Annotated in this window: 19 protein-coding genes; 16 read left to right on the top strand and 3 right to left on the bottom strand. The window is 59.6% G+C overall.

Translation table 11 applies throughout. From position 1 onward, the window contains the following. Positions 1-41: 41 nt before the first annotated feature. Entirely contained in the window at positions 42-1103 is a 1062-nt protein-coding gene (locus NKI41_RS26420) for a glycosyltransferase family 4 protein (protein WP_352685750.1), read from the bottom strand. On the opposite strand from NKI41_RS26420, the gene NKI41_RS33355 reads away from it, so the two are divergent. Continuing rightward, positions 1089-1661 carry a DUF982 domain-containing protein gene (locus NKI41_RS33355; RefSeq protein ID WP_502901245.1) on the top strand — a complete coding sequence of 191 codons (573 nt, stop codon included), beginning with the start codon at positions 1089-1091 and terminating at the stop codon, positions 1659-1661. The two genes, NKI41_RS26420 and NKI41_RS33355, sit on opposite strands and share 15 nt — an antisense overlap. A gap of 33 nt (positions 1662-1694) precedes the next feature. Here NKI41_RS33355 and NKI41_RS26410 read toward each other — a convergent pair whose 3' ends face one another. Next, entirely contained in the window at positions 1695-2951 is a 1257-nt protein-coding gene (locus NKI41_RS26410) for a methyltransferase family protein (RefSeq protein ID WP_352685748.1), read from the bottom strand. Between the two features lie 24 nt (positions 2952-2975). On the opposite strand from NKI41_RS26410, the gene NKI41_RS26405 reads away from it, so the two are divergent. The 11 genes from NKI41_RS26405 (at position 2976) to NKI41_RS26355 (ending at position 13209) form a co-directional block, all read left to right on the top strand. Then, the gene (locus NKI41_RS26405; RefSeq protein WP_352685746.1) at positions 2976-3404 is read left to right on the top strand and encodes a hypothetical protein; all 429 of its coding nucleotides are present in this window, start codon (positions 2976-2978) and stop codon (positions 3402-3404) included. Between the two features lie 239 nt (positions 3405-3643). Then, the gene (locus NKI41_RS26400) at positions 3644-3955 is read left to right on the top strand and encodes a hypothetical protein (RefSeq protein WP_352502408.1); all 312 of its coding nucleotides are present in this window, start codon (positions 3644-3646) and stop codon (positions 3953-3955) included. A gap of 262 nt (positions 3956-4217) precedes the next feature. Then, entirely contained in the window at positions 4218-4442 is a 225-nt protein-coding gene (locus NKI41_RS26395; RefSeq protein ID WP_352502409.1) for a hypothetical protein, read from the top strand. A gap of 215 nt (positions 4443-4657) precedes the next feature. Beyond that, positions 4658-4912: a DUF6894 family protein gene (locus tag NKI41_RS33350; RefSeq protein ID WP_352977186.1), complete on the top strand. Its 255-nt coding sequence runs from the start codon at positions 4658-4660 to the stop codon at positions 4910-4912. A gap of 304 nt (positions 4913-5216) precedes the next feature. Next, complete coding sequence (locus NKI41_RS26385; protein ID WP_352685744.1) at positions 5217-5843, top strand: class I SAM-dependent methyltransferase; 627 nt, start codon at positions 5217-5219, stop codon at positions 5841-5843. Between the two features lie 237 nt (positions 5844-6080). After that, positions 6081-7868: an ABC transporter ATP-binding protein gene (locus NKI41_RS26380; protein WP_352685742.1), complete on the top strand. Its 1788-nt coding sequence runs from the start codon at positions 6081-6083 to the stop codon at positions 7866-7868. 162 nt (positions 7869-8030) lie between these two features. Further along, positions 8031-9056 carry a glycosyltransferase family 9 protein gene (locus NKI41_RS26375; protein ID WP_352685740.1) on the top strand — a complete coding sequence of 342 codons (1026 nt, stop codon included), beginning with the start codon at positions 8031-8033 and terminating at the stop codon, positions 9054-9056. Between the two features lie 9 nt (positions 9057-9065). Beyond that, complete coding sequence (locus NKI41_RS26370; RefSeq protein WP_352685738.1) at positions 9066-10250, top strand: glycosyltransferase family 9 protein; 1185 nt, start codon at positions 9066-9068, stop codon at positions 10248-10250. Further along, on the top strand, positions 10240-11418 hold the full coding sequence (locus NKI41_RS26365; protein ID WP_352685737.1) for a glycosyltransferase family 9 protein: 1179 nt from the start codon (positions 10240-10242) through the stop codon (positions 11416-11418). Before NKI41_RS26370 ends, NKI41_RS26365 begins: the two co-directional genes overlap by 11 nt. Positions 11419-11719: 301 nt before the next feature. Beyond that, positions 11720-12499, top strand: coding sequence for a sulfotransferase domain-containing protein (locus NKI41_RS26360; RefSeq protein ID WP_352471923.1), 780 nt, complete (start codon positions 11720-11722; stop codon positions 12497-12499). Positions 12500-12513: 14 nt separating this feature from the next. Further along, positions 12514-13209 (top strand): sulfotransferase family protein, encoded by a 696-nt coding sequence (locus tag NKI41_RS26355; protein WP_352502415.1) that lies wholly within the window; start codon positions 12514-12516, stop codon positions 13207-13209. Positions 13210-13239: 30 nt separating this feature from the next. Here the strand turns inward: NKI41_RS26355 and NKI41_RS26350 are convergent, their stop codons facing one another. Then, positions 13240-14220 carry a glycosyltransferase family 2 protein gene (locus NKI41_RS26350; RefSeq protein WP_352685735.1) on the bottom strand — a complete coding sequence of 327 codons (981 nt, stop codon included), beginning with the start codon at positions 14218-14220 and terminating at the stop codon, positions 13240-13242. Positions 14221-14441: 221 nt separating this feature from the next. Here NKI41_RS26350 and NKI41_RS26345 point away from each other — a divergent pair, with 221 nt between their 5' ends. The 4 genes from NKI41_RS26345 to NKI41_RS26330 all read left to right on the top strand — a co-directional run bounded on the left by NKI41_RS26345 (position 14442) and on the right by NKI41_RS26330 (position 18628). Continuing rightward, positions 14442-15605 (top strand): glycosyltransferase family 4 protein, encoded by a 1164-nt coding sequence (locus NKI41_RS26345; RefSeq protein ID WP_352685733.1) that lies wholly within the window; start codon positions 14442-14444, stop codon positions 15603-15605. Between the two features lie 113 nt (positions 15606-15718). Further along, positions 15719-16492: a glycosyltransferase family 2 protein gene (locus NKI41_RS26340; RefSeq protein ID WP_352471919.1), complete on the top strand. Its 774-nt coding sequence runs from the start codon at positions 15719-15721 to the stop codon at positions 16490-16492. 108 nt (positions 16493-16600) lie between these two features. Continuing rightward, positions 16601-17323: a glycosyltransferase gene (locus NKI41_RS26335; RefSeq protein ID WP_352448862.1), complete on the top strand. Its 723-nt coding sequence runs from the start codon at positions 16601-16603 to the stop codon at positions 17321-17323. 267 nt (positions 17324-17590) lie between these two features. After that, the gene (locus NKI41_RS26330) at positions 17591-18628 is read left to right on the top strand and encodes a phosphatidylglycerol lysyltransferase domain-containing protein (RefSeq protein WP_352471917.1); all 1038 of its coding nucleotides are present in this window, start codon (positions 17591-17593) and stop codon (positions 18626-18628) included. The last annotated feature ends 308 nt before the right edge of the window (positions 18629-18936 follow it).

The following is an 18936-nucleotide window of genomic DNA, read 5'->3' as shown; positions in this document are numbered from 1 at the left end:
CAAGCTCTGTCGTTTCGTTCCAACGTCCACAATGACGCCGATCAGGACGCTCTCGCTTCACCGGGAGTACCGATCAGGCGCGCATAGGCAGCCACATAGTCGTGGGCCATTCTCGTGGCAGAAAAACGGTTTTCGAACACGGCTCTCACCTGTCGCCTGTCGAGGCGCAGCAATTCCGGTATCGAGGCGACCGCAGCATCGACCGTATCGACAAGAAAACCGGTCACGCCGTGGTCGATGATCTCCGGCAGGGCACCGCATTTCCAGGCGATCACCGGCGTGCCACAGGCCATAGCCTCTATCGCGGCAAGACCGAACGGCTCCGGCCAATCGATCGGAAACAGCAGGCCGGCCGCCTTGCCGAGGAATTCCGCTTTTCTGTCCTCTTCGATCTCGCCGATATAGTCGACACGGTCGCCGTCGATCAGCGGCTCGACCGTGTCGTGGAAAAAAGGGCGGTCGTCGTCGCCGATCTTTGCCGCAAGCTTCAGTTTCAGCCCGGAGCGCAAGGCGATCTCAATGGCACGGTCCGGGCGCTTGTCGCGCGACAGCCGGCCCAGAAAGGCCAGATACGGCTCGTCCACCTCCGTCTCGAAAGTCGGCTCGTACATATTGATCGGTAGCCCGTGATGGATGGTCGCCAGCCAATTTGCCCTGGGTAGCCCGGTTCTCTGGCTGCGCGAAATCGAGATCATCGGAAAGCGCGGAAAATGTTCGTAGGCGGGGGCCAGGTCGACATAGTCGAGCCTGCCATGCGGTGTCGTCACCGTCCGGTCGGGCATGTGTTCGAAGAAAGGAAAATGCAGGAAGTGGCTGAGATGGAAATGGATGATGTCGAACTGTTGCGCACGGCTCCTCACCTCGGCGAGCATCGAGAGATGCGCCGCTGTTTCGGATTTGTGCGGGCGCGGATCGAGACGGAGCGCGCGCTCGCGACACGACACCAATTTCGCCGATGTCTTGGTATCGCCGCTGGCGAACAGGGTCACGTCATGGCCAAGCTCGACCAATCCTTCGGTCAGATAGGAGACGATGCGCTCCGTCCCTCCATAGAACCGGGGTGGCACGGATTCATGGAGCGGCGCCACATGGGCTATTCTCATGTTTTGGCATTTCCCTCAAAAAGACTGCTCGTGGCATCGAAATGCATCAGCCGCCCTAACGTTCCCGTACAATGGCAAGATGCCACCCAATTGGGGCAAGATGTCACCCAATTGGAGCTGCCGGGCGCGTCCACCGTTGCTCGTCTCGTCCAGCAAACATTTTTCAGGCCAAGCCATGTTTTGCCGGGAACCAAAGTCGGGTTCGCGAGTTTAGTGGGGTTCGATCGCACGCATCCGGTCGACGGGGAGGAAATGATGGACCGCTTGCAATTCTTTTCGCCCGTGCGGATTTTGCGCGGACAGGGACAGCCCGTGGAGGAGATCGACAGCGTTGCCGAAGCGATGGCATTCTTGCGAAAATGGCCGGCCGGGCGGCGCGGGCCGGTTTACCAGTGCGCCGTGAATTGCTGCGCTGCGGCCATGGCCGGCCGGATGTCGGCCGAGGAAGCGAGAAAGGCTTTTGCCGGCTTCGCCCGGATCACCCGCCTGCTCGAGGGCGATCGGCCGTTGCCGATGAGCGGCGAGGATCGGCATCGCGATCACGCCTTGAGGCGATAAGCCAGCTGCCGCAGATGGTCCGAGCAAAGGCATTCAGCCTGAGCGCCTGATCGGCGACCGACTCGCTTTCGCGAACAGTCGTTTGAGTTGAGCAACGGCGCCGTTTTCGCTGATGTAATCGCAATAGGCGACGTAATCGGGGTCGCGTGACAGATGGCATTCCTCGGTGATGGCGCGGAGTGCGTAGATGGCATTGAGCGCGAGCAGGATGGCGGAGTGCCGCAGCGCTTCAGCGGGTCCTGCGGCGGTGAGGAAAGGTAGGGAGACCAGCCACCACGACAGGTTTTTCGAAACATAGGCCGGATGCTTGATCCAGCGATACGGTCCGCAGGTGATGATTCCGCGATTGGTGAGATTGGAAAATCTCAGGCCAAAGCTCACGGTGGACCAGACAAAAATCAAGATGCAGAAGAGGATCGCCGATCCCCAGAAAACCTGGAGCGCCGGTGAGGGCATCACCGCCGTCCAGTTGGCGCCCGTTTCGTAGTTCAGGTAGGCACGGGTGGCGGCGTTGATGGGTTCATAACAGGCAAGACAGACCAGCCAGCCGAATACGGTGGGCTCGACGGTGCGGATATGATTGTCGAGGACGCGCAGCGTGAAGACGTAGCCGACGACCGCGACAAGAACATCCACCATGAACAGGAGATCGATTGCAAAAGCGTGCCAGCGCATGATGTCGAATCGATACGGTTGTTCCAGCCCGGCAAGGATCGAACCCAGTGTGGAGCACAGATAGACGAACATCAGCGGCAGGAAGAAGCCTTTGACGATCCAGCTCCGCACGTGCTGGCGTATCTGCTCGGTCCTTTGCGGCACGGCGCCGCTGAGGACGAATGCACCGATTTCGGCATATGAATCTTCCGGATCGGTCTGCCGGCGGTCGACATAGGCAACATAAAACGGCGCGGCGACGAGCAGCGCCGGCAAGGTGTCGAAAAGCGCCGCCCAGTAGGGGGCGTAAAACCCGCGCCGGTATTCCGGCACTATCCAGTAGACTGCGGCAATGGTCGTGAGCGTGACGATGAAGCCGATGAGCTTGCGCACGACGCGCTCGACTTCAAGCACTCGCATCGGCTTCGCCTGCAATCCCGTCGAACGCCTCCGGAACGTCTGGAAATAGGCCGTGTCGACCGCGATCATCGCTGCGGCGGTAGCTGCAATGACAGTCATGGCCTGCAAATGTACAGGCCAGCTTCTGTTGACGAGCACTCCGACGGCCAGCGCAAGACCAAACAGTCCTGCAAGGCCGGTGAGGGGCGCGGTCGCGGATTTCGGTTGGAGCGTCAAGCTGCTACTCCCGTTGCATGAGGGTTGATCGTCGTCGGCGGCCGCGACGGGTCACGTAGTGTGCCCACCCGCCGCCGCTGGTGCCACTTGAGCAGCCGCTACACTCCACCGCTGCCGTTGGATCCGCTGCTGCTTGTCCCGTCGTTGCCGCCGCTGGATCCGCTGCTACTGCTCGATCCGCTTGAGCCGCCGCTGCTTGTTCCGTCATTGCCGCCGCTTGAACTGCTGGTGCCACTCGAACCGCTGCTACCGCTCGAACCGCTGGTGCCGCTGGAACCGCTGGTGCCGCTCGATCCGCTGCTGCCGCTCGAACCGCTGCTGCCGCTCGAACTGCTGGTGCCGCTCGAACCACTGCTGCTGCTTGAGCCACCGATGGGCCTGTTGTTGAGGTTGTGTGGCGAGCGATGGTTGTTGGCGCCCTCGTTTGTATTTTCGCAGGTGCATTTGCGCTGATATTTGGTGCCGAAAGCACTGTGTTCATTGCTCGCCTTCTTGCAGACCAACCTATGGCAAATCAAATTCGCTTCGGTTGTCTCGGGGGTAAGGCCGGTGATCACTATTGCGGTTGTCGTGGCCGCCATGGCCATGATCGAGAACCGGAGTAAATTCCGAAAATTTTGCATAGATACCTCGCTTTCTGACGCCTCGCTTCTCGGGCTCGCGCCCAAGCTTCCTGATTGTCGAGCGGGTATTTGCAACAAGGCCGCATACGGATCGCTTACGCCTCAGCGGTCGGGCTCAGGGCGGCGAAAAAAGTTGAACAAAGCGCAGACAATGCTGCCGCATTGCGGTATTTCGACCAGAAAAAGGAAGATGCACTTTGGGGGAAACGGAAAATGTCGAAACGGCTTAGACTGGTGCTGGGAACGGCCGGCGCAATTGCCGTCGCCATTGTCTGGGGGATCATCGCCACGTTGTTGGGTGTGCCATCGATTCTGATCACTGTAGGAGCGGTCGCGATCGGCGCAGGCATCTACAGCTATGTCGATCGAAGCCGAAGCTGATCCCGGTTATCAGGCTACGGGCATAACGCAAAAATCCCACCGTCGCAGACTGTCTGCGGCAATGCTCAGTGTACGAAAATTACCAACGACAGCGGTCTGTGGAACGAGTGGCCTGCCGAAGCTATTGTGGTGTCGGTCCGAGACACCCCCGCCTCGGGTCATTGGCTCACCCAGCCGAGTGGTCCGCTGCTACCCAATGGCAGCGGACCTTCATCCGGAGGACAGACCCGGAAGACGGATTGTGCCGAATCGAGGGAGAACGATGGTCGTTGACGAGATTGCCGCGCGGCGCCTGAAAATTCTGCTCGAGCAATACATGGAGACCAGGAAGAGGCGCCACGATGCGGTTTCCACCGCAGCGGCTGAGATCGCGATCAGGGCTGTCATGCCGAATTGCCCGGCCTCCGGAAAAGTCCTGGACGACATGATTGCGGCATGTGCGTTCGAACACGGGCTGGGGGTGCTGTTCGATCGACCTGACGCATGAAGGCCTAAACGCCATGAATCCCAACGCCAGAATCGCACGGTGCTGTCGTGCACAAATCCGACGCTGTTCCTGAGGCGCTGGCCACTAAAGCGCATCGCGTCGATCGGCCTCATGCGATGCGCTGTAAGTGCCTGTTTTTGTGCATGTCGTTGCCGCAAAACCGCTGCACAGTTTTGCGCGACATGCATTAGAGAAACCGACCGACCGGAGCAGCCATGCCGAGATATTTTTTCCATTTCCGAAACAATGAGGGCCGCTTGACGGAAGATTTCGAGGGTCAGGAGTTGGACGGTTTGTCCGCGGCTCAGGATAACGCAATGGCCTCGGCCAAGGAAATCCTGGCCGAGGGCCTGCTCAGCGGCAGCCCGGTCCTGACAGGTCTTTCCTTCGAAATCTGCGACGAGAACCGGAAGCTGCTTTTCCGATTTCCATTCTCGGAAGCTGCCGAAAAGGCCGGCACTCGGCCGTGATTGGCCAAAAGCCCCGCGATGCGGGCGAGCTTTGATCGAGCCTGGCTGAAAAACCGCATGTCGCGGCAAGACGGTCGTTGGTGCAAATCAGCACCATAGCCAAATTAGTAGCATAGCTGCCGGCACAAAGCAAGAACAAATATGGCTTGCCTTGCCTACGGGGGCGCCAAGCGACGTTGCCATTTCCAACCAGTATGTCGATTTGTCGGGCCGGGTGTTCGTCAACTTACCGAAACGTCTTCGCAGGATGCTGTGATCAGGAGTTCCTTTCTCCCGCGGTTGCGTTTACAGGACGCTCAGGACAGTGTCGTTTGCGCGCCGGCAACTGGACCGAGTTAGGCCGGGCGCACAGTCCCCCTCCGTCAAGGAAACCAGTCCGGCGCCGTTTTTGGAGAACAATGATTTGTGGTGGTCAAATAAGCAAAAGAGATTCAAGGGAACGTGGGACGACCGACTGGACGGCCTATTCTCAGCAGAGGTCGACTACGCCGGGAAAACCATTCTCGATGTTGGCTGCAACATGGGTATTGTCGCCTATGAGATATCCAAGCTAGGACCGAGTTCGATCCATGGGATCGACATTCTCAAGCCGCATATCGAGACGGCCAGGATGATCTTCCTGGGTTGTCCGGTCCAAAGCCAGTTCGATTGTCTCGATCTTGGCAGCCGGAAGCTGCAAAATGTTCTCAAACCGCAGTACGACATCGTCATGCTGCTGGCTGTCTACCATCACATGCAGTGGAGCCTCGGCGCGGACAAGGCGCGACGCGTGCTGTGCGATATCGCCGGGCGTGCTCAAACGATCGTTGCCCGCGTCCCTCCTGGCAAGGATAAGGAGATGATCGCGGTGCTTTCGGATGTGGGCTTTTCAATCAAAAGCAATCACACATCGCCTCTTGGAAGCCATCTCATGGTCCTCGCGAAACACTGACCGGGTATAGCGCGGCCGACGGCGAATGGCGCAAGAGCCGCGTGGCTGGGATCCGCTATGCTCGGACGCGAGGAACCGACAGTCATAAGCCGATGACGTGCAAGGATCCGGTTCGGCATTGACTGCGGTCGGGAACGAAGCCACAGACAGGTGATCGAAACCGTCTCGTGCTTCAAGACAACACGAAGACCGGACGGGATCGCAACGGGCGGCGACAAGATGATTGCAAAGAAACGAGTGTCAACGGTCCCGGCATATCCGCTGATCAAGCGTCTGATTGGCGAAAATCTGCCGCCGCACAAGATGCTGTATGTGACAGGTTTGCTGTGCTCGATCGCTGCTGCTGCCGCGGTCGGCGCGACGGCCTGGATCATGAAAGTCATGATCAACACCATCTATGTCGAGCGAGACGCTGCCGCTGTATCGGGTATCAGCGTCGTCATCATCGGCATTTTCCTGGTCAAGGGCATAGCTGCCTACTGCCAGACCGTCACAACGGGAAAGATTCGCCGGGCTATCGTTTCGGACCTGCAAAACCGGCAATTTTCTCGAATGGTGCGTTTCGACATCAGCCGTTTCGCGAACCAGCATCCGGCAAAATTCATCTCCAAAATCATGTTCAACGCGCGCGCCGGGGCGACCGTTATTCTCACCCTCACGAGCAGCGCCGTCTCTGATCTGCTGACCCTGATTGCCTTGGCCAGCGTCATGGTCAAGCAGGACCCGGTGATGTCGCTGATATCCGTGGCGGTTCTGCCGATGCTGTTCCTGTCAGTCGGCGCGATAACCAGGAAGCTCAAGGCGCTGGCGAGGGGCGAGACGGAATTGGCCGCGCAGGTCCAGTCGATCGGCACGGAAGCCGTCGAAGGCATCCGCACCATCAAGTCCTTCCAGCTCGAGGACAAGGCCGTCGCCAGCTTTGCAAAGGCCGTCCGCAAGATGGAGAGACGTGGCATCCAGATCAACCGGACGTCAGCATTGATGAGCCCATTGATGGAGACCGGCGGCGGCGTGATCATCGGGCTTTTCGTTATGTACGCCAGCTGGCAGACCCTCGGCAACGGCAAGACGCCCGGCGAATTCATGGCCTTCATTACCGCGTTCCTGCTTGCCTATGAGCCTGCCAAGCGGTTGGCCCGGGTCAATGTCGACATTCAGAAGCAAATGGTCGCCGTCGAGCAGATGTATGATTTGATCGACACGCCCGAGCAGCGGCGACTCGCGATCGCGGGCGAGCGTCTGACCGACGTCGATGGTGGTATCCGCTTTGAAGATGTGGCCTTTTCCTATGACGGCAACAGCCCCGCGCTCGAGGGTGTTTCCTTCGATGTCCGACCTCGTGAGAAGCTGGCGATCGTCGGCCGCTCCGGCGCCGGCAAGACCACCATCGTCAATCTAATCCTGCGTCTGATGGAGCCGGACAAGGGCAGGATCCTGATCGACGGAAAGGACATTTCGAAGATCAGCCTGGCCGACGTCCGCGATAACATCGCACTTGTGTCGCAGGACGTCTTCCTGTTTGAAGGCTCGATCCGCGACAACATTCGCGACGGCCGCCCGAATGCCACGGATCAGGAAATCGAATCCGCTGCGAACCTCGCCCGGGTCACCAGCTTTGCTTCGGCGCTCGAAAACGGGCTCGACACGCTTGTCGGGCCAAGCGGCACCAACCTGTCCGGCGGGCAGAAACAACGCGTTGCCATCGCACGCGCCCTGCTCAAGAATGCTGCGGTAATCGTCTATGACGAAGCGACATCCGCGCTTGACGGTGAAAACGAACGGGCGGTTATGGAGGCAGCCTTCGACAACACATTTCAGCGCACGGTGATCTGCATTGCGCACAGGCTGTCTACAATCAAGGCGGCCGATCGTATTCTCGTGTTTGACGCCGGACAGCTTGTCGATGCTGGAACGCATGACCAGCTTGCCAAGCACAGCGAGATATATCGTTCGATATTCCACCTGGAGACGCCCGATCCGATGGTCGAAAGCGGCAAAAAGCTGCGGCAGAGCGTATTGCGCTGAAGGCCGATGACCAGCTTTTATCACGGTTCCTATGTCCGGTATGTAATTGGTGGACTGGGCCTTCAGGTACGCCGGTACAAAAAGGCGGTGCGCAGGTTGTTTTTCAGTCCCAGGCAGCCTCGTTCCATTCTTGAGCTGCAGGCCAAGGTTGAGGCCCTGATCGTGCGCAGGGACTGGAAAGGCCTTGAAGCCGGTACCAATGAGATGGCTGTCACGGCCGATCATAATCGCGACCCCGAGCTGATGCAGAAGGCGGGCCAGGCGTTCGAACGCCTTGGCAACTTTGCGCGGGCAGCTGAGCTTCGGCTTTCCGCTCGCCGGCTGCGGAAAGGGAAAGGCGCCAACGAGTGGACCGGCGAGAATCTCGGATCGGATACACTGCTGATCGATCTTGTGGAGGATGACCCGCGCAGCCTTGGCCGGGTTATCCGCCACGCGCGACTGGCCGGCGCTGCCGCTGCCTATGCGCAAAGCGCAACAATCCGGGTCGAGCCGCGCCTGGTATCAATTCTGCAGCGAACGTTCCCGAAGGCGACCGTGGTCCCGGCGCAGCGGGATGTGGTCGGCGACAAACACGCGACTTTCGAAGATCTCGCCTGGGTGTTCGGACGCGATGCCGAAAAACTTGCTGCCGACTTCGTGCCGCTGCGGGCAGATCCTGAACTCGTCGAGACATTCCGCAAGCGCTATCGGGCGATGACGGATCTGCCGCTGGTCGGTCTCTCCTGGGGCAGCAAGTCCCATACCAAGGACGTGCCTGATTTTCCTGAATGGGCACGGTTCATCGCCCAGACGCCAGCGACATTCGTTTCGCTCCAGTACGGGCAGGTCAAGCCGGCGTTGCGGCGCCTTCGCAACGGCAACGACGCGCGTCTGATCTTTGACGACAGCGTCGACCAGATGGTCGACATGGACCGTTTCGCCGCACAGGTCGCCGCACTCGATGCTGTCGTGACGATCAGCAATACAGCTGCCCATCTTGCCGGAGCCATTGGCGTGCCGAGTGTTTTCCTCATCGACGATAATTTTCAGACGGCATGGCCGGTGACCGGCGACCGGACACCCTGGTATCCGAAGGGCATTGTCATTCGCAAGGAGGGACGCCCTTGGTCGCTGGTGCTCGACGAGGCCGGCCGGCGGCTCTCGTCGATCCTGACGACGCTTTCCGACGCTCCCCGAGGACGATAGAACATCGCCGTGCAGAACAGACGAACCATCCTTCAGAAGGCAAAAACCGCCGATCTGCGCCCGCAAGGCGCCGTCGGCAAGCGGCTGCAGAAGGTTCTCGAGCGGGCAAAGGAACTTCTTAGACGTCCCTCGCGCCATGCCGACGAAAGCGCCGAAAGGCATATGAGGCTGATGGAGGAAAGCGTGCAGCGTGGTGACTGGCAAACTGCTCGCGACCATGCACTGGCGCTTGGCGCGCTTGGTGAGCAGCTTGGCGATCTCGGCCTGATCAAGAAAGCGGGGCGCGGACTGAGGCGTCTCGACGGAGGAAATCGCATCTGGCAGTTGATGGCGGCGAGCAAGCAGCGCGGCAGACCCGATTGGGATGGCAGTGATCTTGCGGGTCGCACGCTTCTCGTCGATCGTCGCGAAGGCGACCTGGCGATCTTTTTCCAGTTCGCGTCGCTGCTTGGTCCAGTTGTCGCGGCTGCCGGTCGATGCATCGTCTTCGTCGAGCCGCGACTGGCACCGCTTTATCGCAGAACATATCCTGCGCTTGATGTCAGGATTGAAGGGGAAGAGGACATGGCGGCAGTGGACGCCGATGTCGTTGCCGGTTTCGAGACACTCGCAAAGCATTTCTGGCCGGACGACCCGGCGGCACGCGCGCCCTTCGTTCCGCTGGAGCCGGACCGCCGACTGGTTGCCGAGCTGCGCGGCACCTATCTCGATGGCGGCCCAGGTCCCCTGATCGGATTTGCCTGGGGAAGCCTGAACAAGAGCAAGGATCTGCCGGCTCTGGACGATTGGCGGACGCTGTTCAGCAGCTTGCCGGGGCGCCTGGTCAGCTTGCAATATGGCGATGTCGGGCCGGCCCTCTCCGAGTTCGAGCGCCACACTCCGGGGCGCATCATCCATGACGCTTCAGTCGACCAGTTGACGGACATGGACCGCTTTGCCGCCCAAATTGCGGCGCTCGACGCGGTGGTCACGATCAGCAATACCGGCGCCAACCTCGCCGGAGCGCTCGGCGTGCCGACGATTGTCATGCTCGACGATGGATTTCGGCTGTCCTGGCCTGCTTTCGGTGACACCGTCGCCGCATATCCGAGCGTTCGACTGGTCCGAAAAGGCGGCCGAGCCTGGGCGTCGGCAGTCCAGGAAGCAGGCGGACGGGTCATGCAAATCTTCGGCGGAGCTGGCGATGGAGGGTAGCCAACTTCTCGGCCGGTTGCGCCGCGCTGTCGCGCTTGCAGGCTACCGATACAAGGTCTGGTTCCGACGTCACCGGCGGCAGCTCTTCCTTCGCTGGCGCGACGGCGACATTGCCGATCAGATGGCGGATTATCGGCGAAGCGTCGAGTCCCGCGATTGGCCGGCGGCACTGCCGAAAGCCCTGGCTCTTGGATCCATTGCGAAGTCGAGGGGCGAGGTCCACCTGATCGACGAGCTCAGCAAGGCGCTGATGCGGATGGGCGCCTATGGCGCAGCCGCCGAACTCAGGATCGCCCGACGCCACATCGTCAACGGCCGCGTCGATGGCGAGTGGCTGGGCCAGGATATTTCGGGCCAGACACTGCTGGTCGATCTGATGGAAACCGAAAAGCAGGGTCTGGCCACCGCGATCCATCATGCGAGTTCCGTCGGCTGTGCGTTGGGGCGCGCCGCCCGTTCGATCGTCCTGGTCGAGCGCCGCCTGGTACCGCTCTTTCAGCGCACTTTTCCGACCGCCGATGTGCGGCCGGTCGGCGCTGACGGCAAGGCCGCCTATGGCGAGGCGCAGGCCTTCGCCGGCGTCCAGCATCTGACTGCCGTTTTCGAGACCGACGAGGCGACGATCCGCGAGCATTTCGTGCCCCTTAAGCCGGATCCGGCCCGGGTCGCTGAACTTCGCGCCCGCTACCGGCATGAACGACGGCCGTTGGTCGGTATCGCATGGGGCAGCTCCAATCCCGGCAAAGACCTGCCGCCGCTAGCCGCCTGGCGAAACCTGATCGGCCGACCGGACCTCCGGTTCGTCTCGCTGCAGTACGGCCAGATCGAGACCGATCTGAAGGTCCTGACCGACGGTGAGCCGGAGCGCATTCTTCATGACAGATCGGTCGATCAGCTCGTCGACATGGACCTTTTCGCCGCGCAGGTTGCCGCGATGGACGCCGTGGTGACCATCAGCAATACCGGAGCGCATCTGGCGGGCGCGCTCGGCATCCCCTCGATTTTCATTCTGGGCGACGGCTTCAAGCGCTCCTGGCCGGTCGACGGCGACCGCACGCCCTACTATCCATCGGCCGTGCTGGTCTCGAAACGGGAACGCCCCTGGTCCGTGGTGATGGGCGAGGCTGAGGCCATCCTGGCGCCATGGCTCACAAAAGTGAGTGGCTAATGCCTGTCGTCCGAAAGGGTGTCACTGAAGACGCTTCGACGCGATCCGCATTAAGGGTTCGGCCGACGGATCGCGGAATGGAGCGCCCGTGTCGAACAGTCGTCGCAACAGGCCAAAAAACATAAGGCATTCCGAACCGGGATATAGTAAAGGCCAATTCGCCCCGCAGAGGATCGCAATTCTTGCTGGCATTTCTGCCTTGTGTTCGAATTAGCCGTAGGCTTAGGCGCCCAGTAATGGGGTTGGTCTGGCCGGCAGCGGTTCGGGCGCCAGCTCTGATAATCTAAAGGAGGTCTCTCCCATGTCCTTTCTAAAATTTTTCCAGGCCAAAGCGCCGCCTCTTCCTCTTATCGTATCCTTTCCAAAATCGGGGCGCACGTGGCTACGTGTCATGCTGGACGATCTCGGAGTTGAAGTTCAATACATTCACGACGGAACCGACCACAAGTTACTTCGACCGAAATCGAGCCTCAAGGAGAATAAATCTCGGTATAAAAAGAGAAGAACAATAATGCTTGTTCGCGATCCAAGAGATACGGTGGTCTCAGGGTACTTTCAGGTTCAGAAGCGCCACATGCTTCCAGCGGGATCGTTCAGTGATTTTATCAGAAGCGACAATCATGGGATTGAAAAGATCATCAGATTCAATCTGCATTGGTTCGCGGCCATGCCCCGGATGCGCGAAATCCGGTATCTTCAATATGAAGATATGCATCGGGATACCGCTGGTGTCCTTCGCGCGATCCTTGGATTCCTGAACCAGCAGGCTGACGATCGGACGCTTGTCGAGGTGGCGAACAACCGAACGTTCGACAAGATGAAAGTGAGTGAATCGACTGGTGATCTGTCCGATCGATACGGCAAGATATTACAGCCGCGCGATGCGAATGATCCCGAAAGCTTCAAGGTGCGCAAGGGCAAGATAGGCGGTTACGGCGAATATCTTTCCGAGGACGATGTGGCCTATTGTGACGAGCAGTTGGCTAAGTTCGAATATTGGGAGAAGCTGGACAAGGTTTTTAGCACGAACGGCTTGTGCTACGCTCGCGTCGATAACCGCGCCCGGGTCGCCTTGGGTTAGGGAGCATTGCCGACATGGTGATGCGGACCGGATTCATTTGCGGCTGCGGCCATAGCGGGACGACGTTGATTGCGACGATCCTTGCGTCGCATCCCGACGTCTACCTGCCGCTCCAGGAAACCAACATTTTCTTCAAGTGGACGCCACTGGCCATGTTCCGCTTCTGGAAACTGAAGCGGGCGGCGCTCGATGCTGGAAAGAACGTGCTGCTTGAAAAGACACCGCGGCATATCCGCCGTGTCGCCCGCATTCGCCGGCTCGTCCCCGGTGCGCGTTTCGTCATGCCGGTGCGAGATGGGCGCGACGTCGTAGCGTCCCTGATCAAACGACTTGGCGACCCAACGGAGGCTCTCGACCGCTGGATCAACGACAATGCGCTGGTTCTTGCGGAACGGGGAAAGCCGGATGTGCTGATCTATCGCTATGAGGACCTAGTCGAGAATCCGGCCAAAGTCGTCGAGCAGATATGCGGCTTTCTCGATGTAACCTTCAGCCCGGATCTCCTCGACTATCACAAGAACCCGCAGCAGTGGTTCAAGCCGACCGACGCCAGCGGCGAGACGCCACATGCGGTGCTCCGGAACCAACAGGTCAATCAGCCGATCTATGACGGGAGCGGAAGATGGCGCTCCGAACTTGGAAACGCCGAGCTACAGGACCTGGTACAGGGACGAGGTGCCCAGCTTATGAAAGCATTCGGTTATGCATGATGTCGGTTCGGCATCTGCTTGAAATGCCGTCTACCAATCAATTTTGTCGATCAAACCCGTTTTGAACAGGCTGTGAGCGCCTTCGTACAGCATTGACTGTTCGCTCATCGCGCTGAGAGCGGCTTTACCGCTCGATACCTCATGATACTGGCGATATTTCGAAGCGCCGTTCCAATACTGACCTTCCGCCACCGCGACCTGCGCCTTGTCGTTGAAATCGGCGAAGAACTTGAAATGAAGCAGGCCAGCCAATCCCTTTCTATAGTTTCGCCAGTAGGGCAGCGGTGAGTGAATCGACGTAAAAATCGTCTGGCGGTCAACATATATCAGAGGAAACTTGGTCAACTTGTGCTGCCTGGCGAAAAGCCGGGTTCTCGGGCCGCCTGTGATCTTGAGATGCCGGGGGCTCCTCGTCACCTCATAGCCGCTGCCGTCGAAATGGTCTGCAACTTGCCATGGCGGCACGATGGGATCGAAGGGTACGTCCCAGATGTTTCCGCTCGGATACATGTCGATCATCGGCGCCAGCAGGCGTGTCATTCCGCGCCGCTTCAGCCAGTCGGCCATCGCACCGAGCGGATGCTGATCCATGCCGTCATAGACAAGATATTCGTCCGCATCCACGGTCAGATACCAGCGAGGCTGACCATAGATCTGCACAATCCGCTGACGCCAAAGGTTTCCCAAGTCCGACTGCGAATAGGTGATCGGCGAGCTGAATAGATCGACATCTGGCTGCTCGGCCAGAAGCTCAGCTGTTCCGTCTGTCGAGCGATCATCAAGGACGGCGAATCTGGTGACGCCGAGTTCGCGATAGTGCTTCAGGAACGGGCGTAGCCTGTCCGCCTCGTTGCGGATGACGAGGATCAAAGGCAGGTCATTCGCTTTAAGGGGCGTTATCGGCCGCAGCGATGACACTTCTGCCCGTCTTCCGAAGGTGTGTCTCAGCCGATATATGGCGGTGTCGGTAATCGTCCGGCGGACAATGGCGGGCCAGGTTGCTTTGCTCAAGCCATCGATTCCCCTCATGGCGGTCACCGGCTGGAGCTGGCGCTGATCCGCTGTTTGCAGTTAATTTCTACATGCAGCACCGTTAGGCAAATCGCAAGCAGTTGCGGACAATGGACACAGGCCTGTTCTGAGTTCCGGCGGGTGAGCTTTCCAAGTGTTGCCGATGCGAGCTGGCCTCTATAGACATCGTCAGATGGCAACAAGGCCGGAGCCCAGTCCCCATGCACGCCGGCATTCGTGGCAGCGAAAATCAATTCGACAGGCCGCTCCTGTTCGTGCGCCAGCGTTATGCGCCTTTCGGTGGAGGCGAGATCATGTTGGAAAACATCATGGCCGCATTCGCCGCGCGTCAGCGGCGGGTGGCCGTGCTGTCCAGCGACTGGCCGCGTTATGAAGGCATCGAGTTCATCCATTGTGCCGGCCGCCGGTTTCCGCGTTCGCTGCGGGCGACGTCCTTTGCTCAAGCTGCCTGCCGCAAGATCGCCGAGATGCCGCCGGCGCTGGTGCAGAGCAACGATCGTCTCCCGTGCTGCGATGTCTTCCGGGCCGGGGAGGGCGTTCATGCCGCCTATCTTGCCGAGCGGCGGCGTTTCGAAACGCGGCTTGGCAGGGCGGCAATGGCGCTGAGCCCCTTTCACCGCCAGACGCTGCGCCTCGAGCGCGCAACCTATGCCAGCCCACGGCTCAAAGCTGTCATAGCGATTTCGAAGATGGTCGCCGAGGACATTGTCCGTCACTACGATTATCCGGCGGAAAATGTGCACCATATTCCCAACGGGGTGGATCTCGACCGCTTCAACCCGCAGCTGCGCCAGCAGCATCGGGCGACAATCCGCGCGCGGCTCGACGCCGACGAAAACAGGCCGGTCGTCCTGTTTGTCGGCTCGGGCTTTGCGCGAAAAGGACTGCTTGCACTGATGAAGGCGGCCGCCAGGCTCGATGGCGGGCCTGAATTGTGGGTCATCGGCCATGATTCGCGCGCCGACGCTTTCAGGCAGGCCGGTGACAGGCTCGGTCTCGGCGCACGGCTCAAGATGCTGGGGCCGCAGAAAGACATGCTGCCGTGGTACGGCGCGGCCGATATTGCCGTGCTGCCTTCCATCTATGATCCTTTCGGCACAGTGGTCATCGAAGCGATGGCCAGCGGCTTGCCCGCCGTGGTAAGCACCGGCTGTGGAGCGCGCGAGCTTGTCGAGCGGTTCGAGCCGACGCTCGTTTGCGATGCGGCCAGCGAAAGCGACCTCGCTGCAGCGCTCGCGCACGCGCTGCAGTTGTCGTCACGACCTGACACCGCAGCCCGGGTGAGAGCGGCGGCCGAACACTATGATTTCAATGTCATGATCAAGCGAATGATGGCGCTTTATGAAAGCCTTGATCTGAAATGATTTTCGACTTTGTTGAATTAGGTTAGTACCCTCAGTGTGCTAACGGGCCGGGAGCCGATGCTGCAGATGCATTCGAATGACAGTGGCAGCTTTGATGCCGGAGCATTCTGACCGTGCCGGCGCTCTCGGTCATTATCATCACCCGCAACGAGGAGGCATCCATCGCGCAATGCCTTCGGTCGGTCCATTTTGCCGATGAGATCGTCGTTCTCGACAACAACAGCAGCGACAGAACCAGGGAGATTGCCGGTGCTCTGGGGGCAAAGGTTCTGATGACCGTCGATTGGCCCGGTTTCGGCGCGCAAAAAAACCGTGCGCTGGCCGCGGCAACGGGGGATTGGATCCTCTCGCTGGATGCCGATGAGTGGGTGGAGGCGCCGCTCGGCGCGGAAATAAGGGCCGCAATCGCCGACCCAAAAGCCAATGACGGCTTCGAAATACCGAGAAGATCGCGCTTTTGCGGGCACATTGTCCGCCATAGCGGCTGGTCGCCCGATCTGGTGCTCAGGCTCTTCCGTCGCCGCTCCGGGCGGTTCAGCGACGACACCGTGCACGAGAAGGTATTGGTGAACGGGAAGGTCAGCCGATTGTCCCAGCCGATCGAGCACGATTCCATTACCGACTTGGCAGATGCCCACGACAAGATCGGCCGGTACGCAGAAGCGTCCGCCGCGCAACTGCTTGCCGAGGGCAAAAAAAGCTCGATAGGCAAGGCGGTTTTGCGCTCGGTCTGGGCCTATGTGCGCAGCTATATTTTCCGGCTGGGATTTCTGGACGGTTCCATTGGTGCGATGGTGGCCGCGTATTCGGCCAGCTACACCTATCAGAAATGGGCCCGTGTCGCATTGGGAATGCGAGGCCCGGTCCACCCAAAAAAGCAACGCTGAGGCCAGGACAAATCTGTGAGAAACCGGCTTGGTTGACCGCAATTGTTGCCGAGCCATCGCCAACTAGTTAGTGTACGACCGTAAAAATCGAAAGCCAGGGTAGTGAATATGACTGATGCGTTTAGGGTATTTATCGGATGGGACAGCCGTGAGCCGATCGCGTACGACGTCGCGCGACACTCGCTGCTCAAACATGCGTCGGCGCCTGTCTCCGTCATTCCGATCAAACAGGACGAGATGCGTGCCCGCGGGCTATATTGGCGGGAAAAAGATCCGCTCGCCTCAACGGAGTTCACCTACACGCGCTTCCTCACGCCCTTTCTCGCCGACTACACGGGTTGGGCCCTGTTTTGCGATTGCGATTTCCTGTGGCTTGGTGACGTCGCAGGCCTGCTGAAATATACGGACTCGGACAAGGCGGTCTATTGCGTCCAGCATGACTATACGCCGAAGGCCACAACCAAGATGGATGGTGTGGTCCAGACGTCCTATCCTCGGAAAAACTGGTCGTCGCTGATGCTGTTCAATTGCGCGCATCCTTCGGTCAGATCGCTCACGCCAGAGGTCGTGAATCAGGAAAGTGGCGCCTATCTTCACCGAATGCAGTGGGTTGCCGACAAAGATTTGGGCTCATTGCCGGTAGAGTGGAATTGGCTCGAAGGTTGGAATGAAAAGCCTGCGGTCGGCACACCTAAGGCGGTCCACTATACCAGCGGCGGCCCGTGGTTTGCCGAATGGCAGAATGTCGACTACGCCGATTTGTGGATAGCAGAACGCGACGAGTTCCTGGCTTCCGATCAAGCGGAATCTTCTCAGAGCGCCGTTCGATAAGAGCATCGTGTTTGGCAGGTGACCTGGGCGCTTCCGAAAGTGGCATTGATTTTCATGTCGCCAAGGGCGCAGCAACCAGCCGTCAGGCGCGGGGCGTCGACAACGTGTTGCCGCCGGGGGGCGGGACCGGGCAGATTGCACCTACGAATCTGGCGGCTCCGGCCGGGTAACCATGCCGCGCTGAGATAAGGTTCAGCTCGCGCCAATATGATCGGTTTGGAGTCCGTCAGCTCTTTCATCGGCCTAGCCGGCACGCGAAAGTCGACCATGCCGTCACTGCGAAGACGCCTCGATCGTTTCCTGGAGAACCGCGGGCCTAAAATACCGCGGCTGCAGCTGAACCATGTCGAGCGCCTGGCGCTGGTCCGTCGCCATGGTGATTTTTCCCTTGCCTATTCGACCGCCGTGCAGAGGGGGCTTCACTACTTCGGCGATGCCCAGGGCTACATCGCTTACGGCAGCAAAACGCGACATCATTTCGCGCTCGGTGATCCAGTGGCTGCCCCGGCCGATCGGCGCGACTATATCAGACGTTTCATCGAGGTTGCCGGCAGCCCGTGGTTTGTGCAGATCGGCGACCAGACGGCGCGCGTGCTTGCCGGGCTTGGCTATCAGGTCAACCGCCTCGGCGTCGATACCAGGCTTGTCCTGCCCGGACACGACTTTTCCGGAAAGCGCAATGAGACAGTGCGCTATTCCGAACGCTGGCTCTTGAAGAAGGGTTTTTCCTTCGCAGAGGACAACGGGACTGTCTTCCTCGACGAGATTGCCAGGCTCTCCCAGAATTGGCGGGCCGACCGCATTGTCAAGCGCTGGGAGATGAGATTTCTCAACAGGCCCTTTGCCGATCACCTTGGCGTCGATATGCGCCGTTTCGTCCTGCACGGTCCAGATGGGGAACTCGTGGCCTTGCTGGATTTCGATCCGCTGTTCAGCGACGGCAAGGTCATCGGCTACACCACCTCGTTCAAGCGCAAGCACATCGATGCCTCGGCGCATGCCGAGATCGGCCTGACCAAATTCGCGGTCGACCGCTTTCGCGATGAAGGTGTTTCCGTCGTCACCCTAGGCCTGTCGCCGCTTGTCGAAATCGGACCTAGCGGGTTTGCCGAAAGCGATTTCTGGCGGCACGCCTTCCAGCGTGCCTATGACTCCCCCTGGGTCAATCGCACCCGCTTCAATCTGCAGGGGCAGGCGGCCTTCAAGCGCCGGTTCCATGGTGTCGAAGAGCCGACCTATCTTGCCTTTCGCAAGGGGACCTTTTTCGAAGCGCTTTCTCTGCTCCGGCTGATCAGGGCCGTCTAGTGCCTGGTGGCTGAGCGCTCGTCGTCTCCTGGTATGGTCGACCTCACACCGGTCAGGCTTGGTTGTTTAGTTTAGGCGGGAAAGGAATGCCGCGGCGGGAAGCAAAAGACCGGCTGCGAACCGTCGGCCCATTCTGCGGCGTTCCCCAGTCCCGCCGGGCACGTTTGGCAGCCTGAGAACGAGTTGTGTGCGTCAAGTTCTGCAAAATGGCGTGGCATTGCGTTGACGTCGGCGTGTCCGCCGCGCAGCCCCCGTGTTTAGCGGAGCGGCGGACACATGACGGTGCTCAGGCGGCCAAGGCCCTCAGG

It is taken from the genome of Mesorhizobium sp. M0601, from assembly GCF_040320845.1.
Lineage (GTDB): Bacteria > Pseudomonadota > Alphaproteobacteria > Rhizobiales > Rhizobiaceae > Mesorhizobium.
This window is presented reverse-complemented; position numbering and strand designations above follow the sequence as displayed.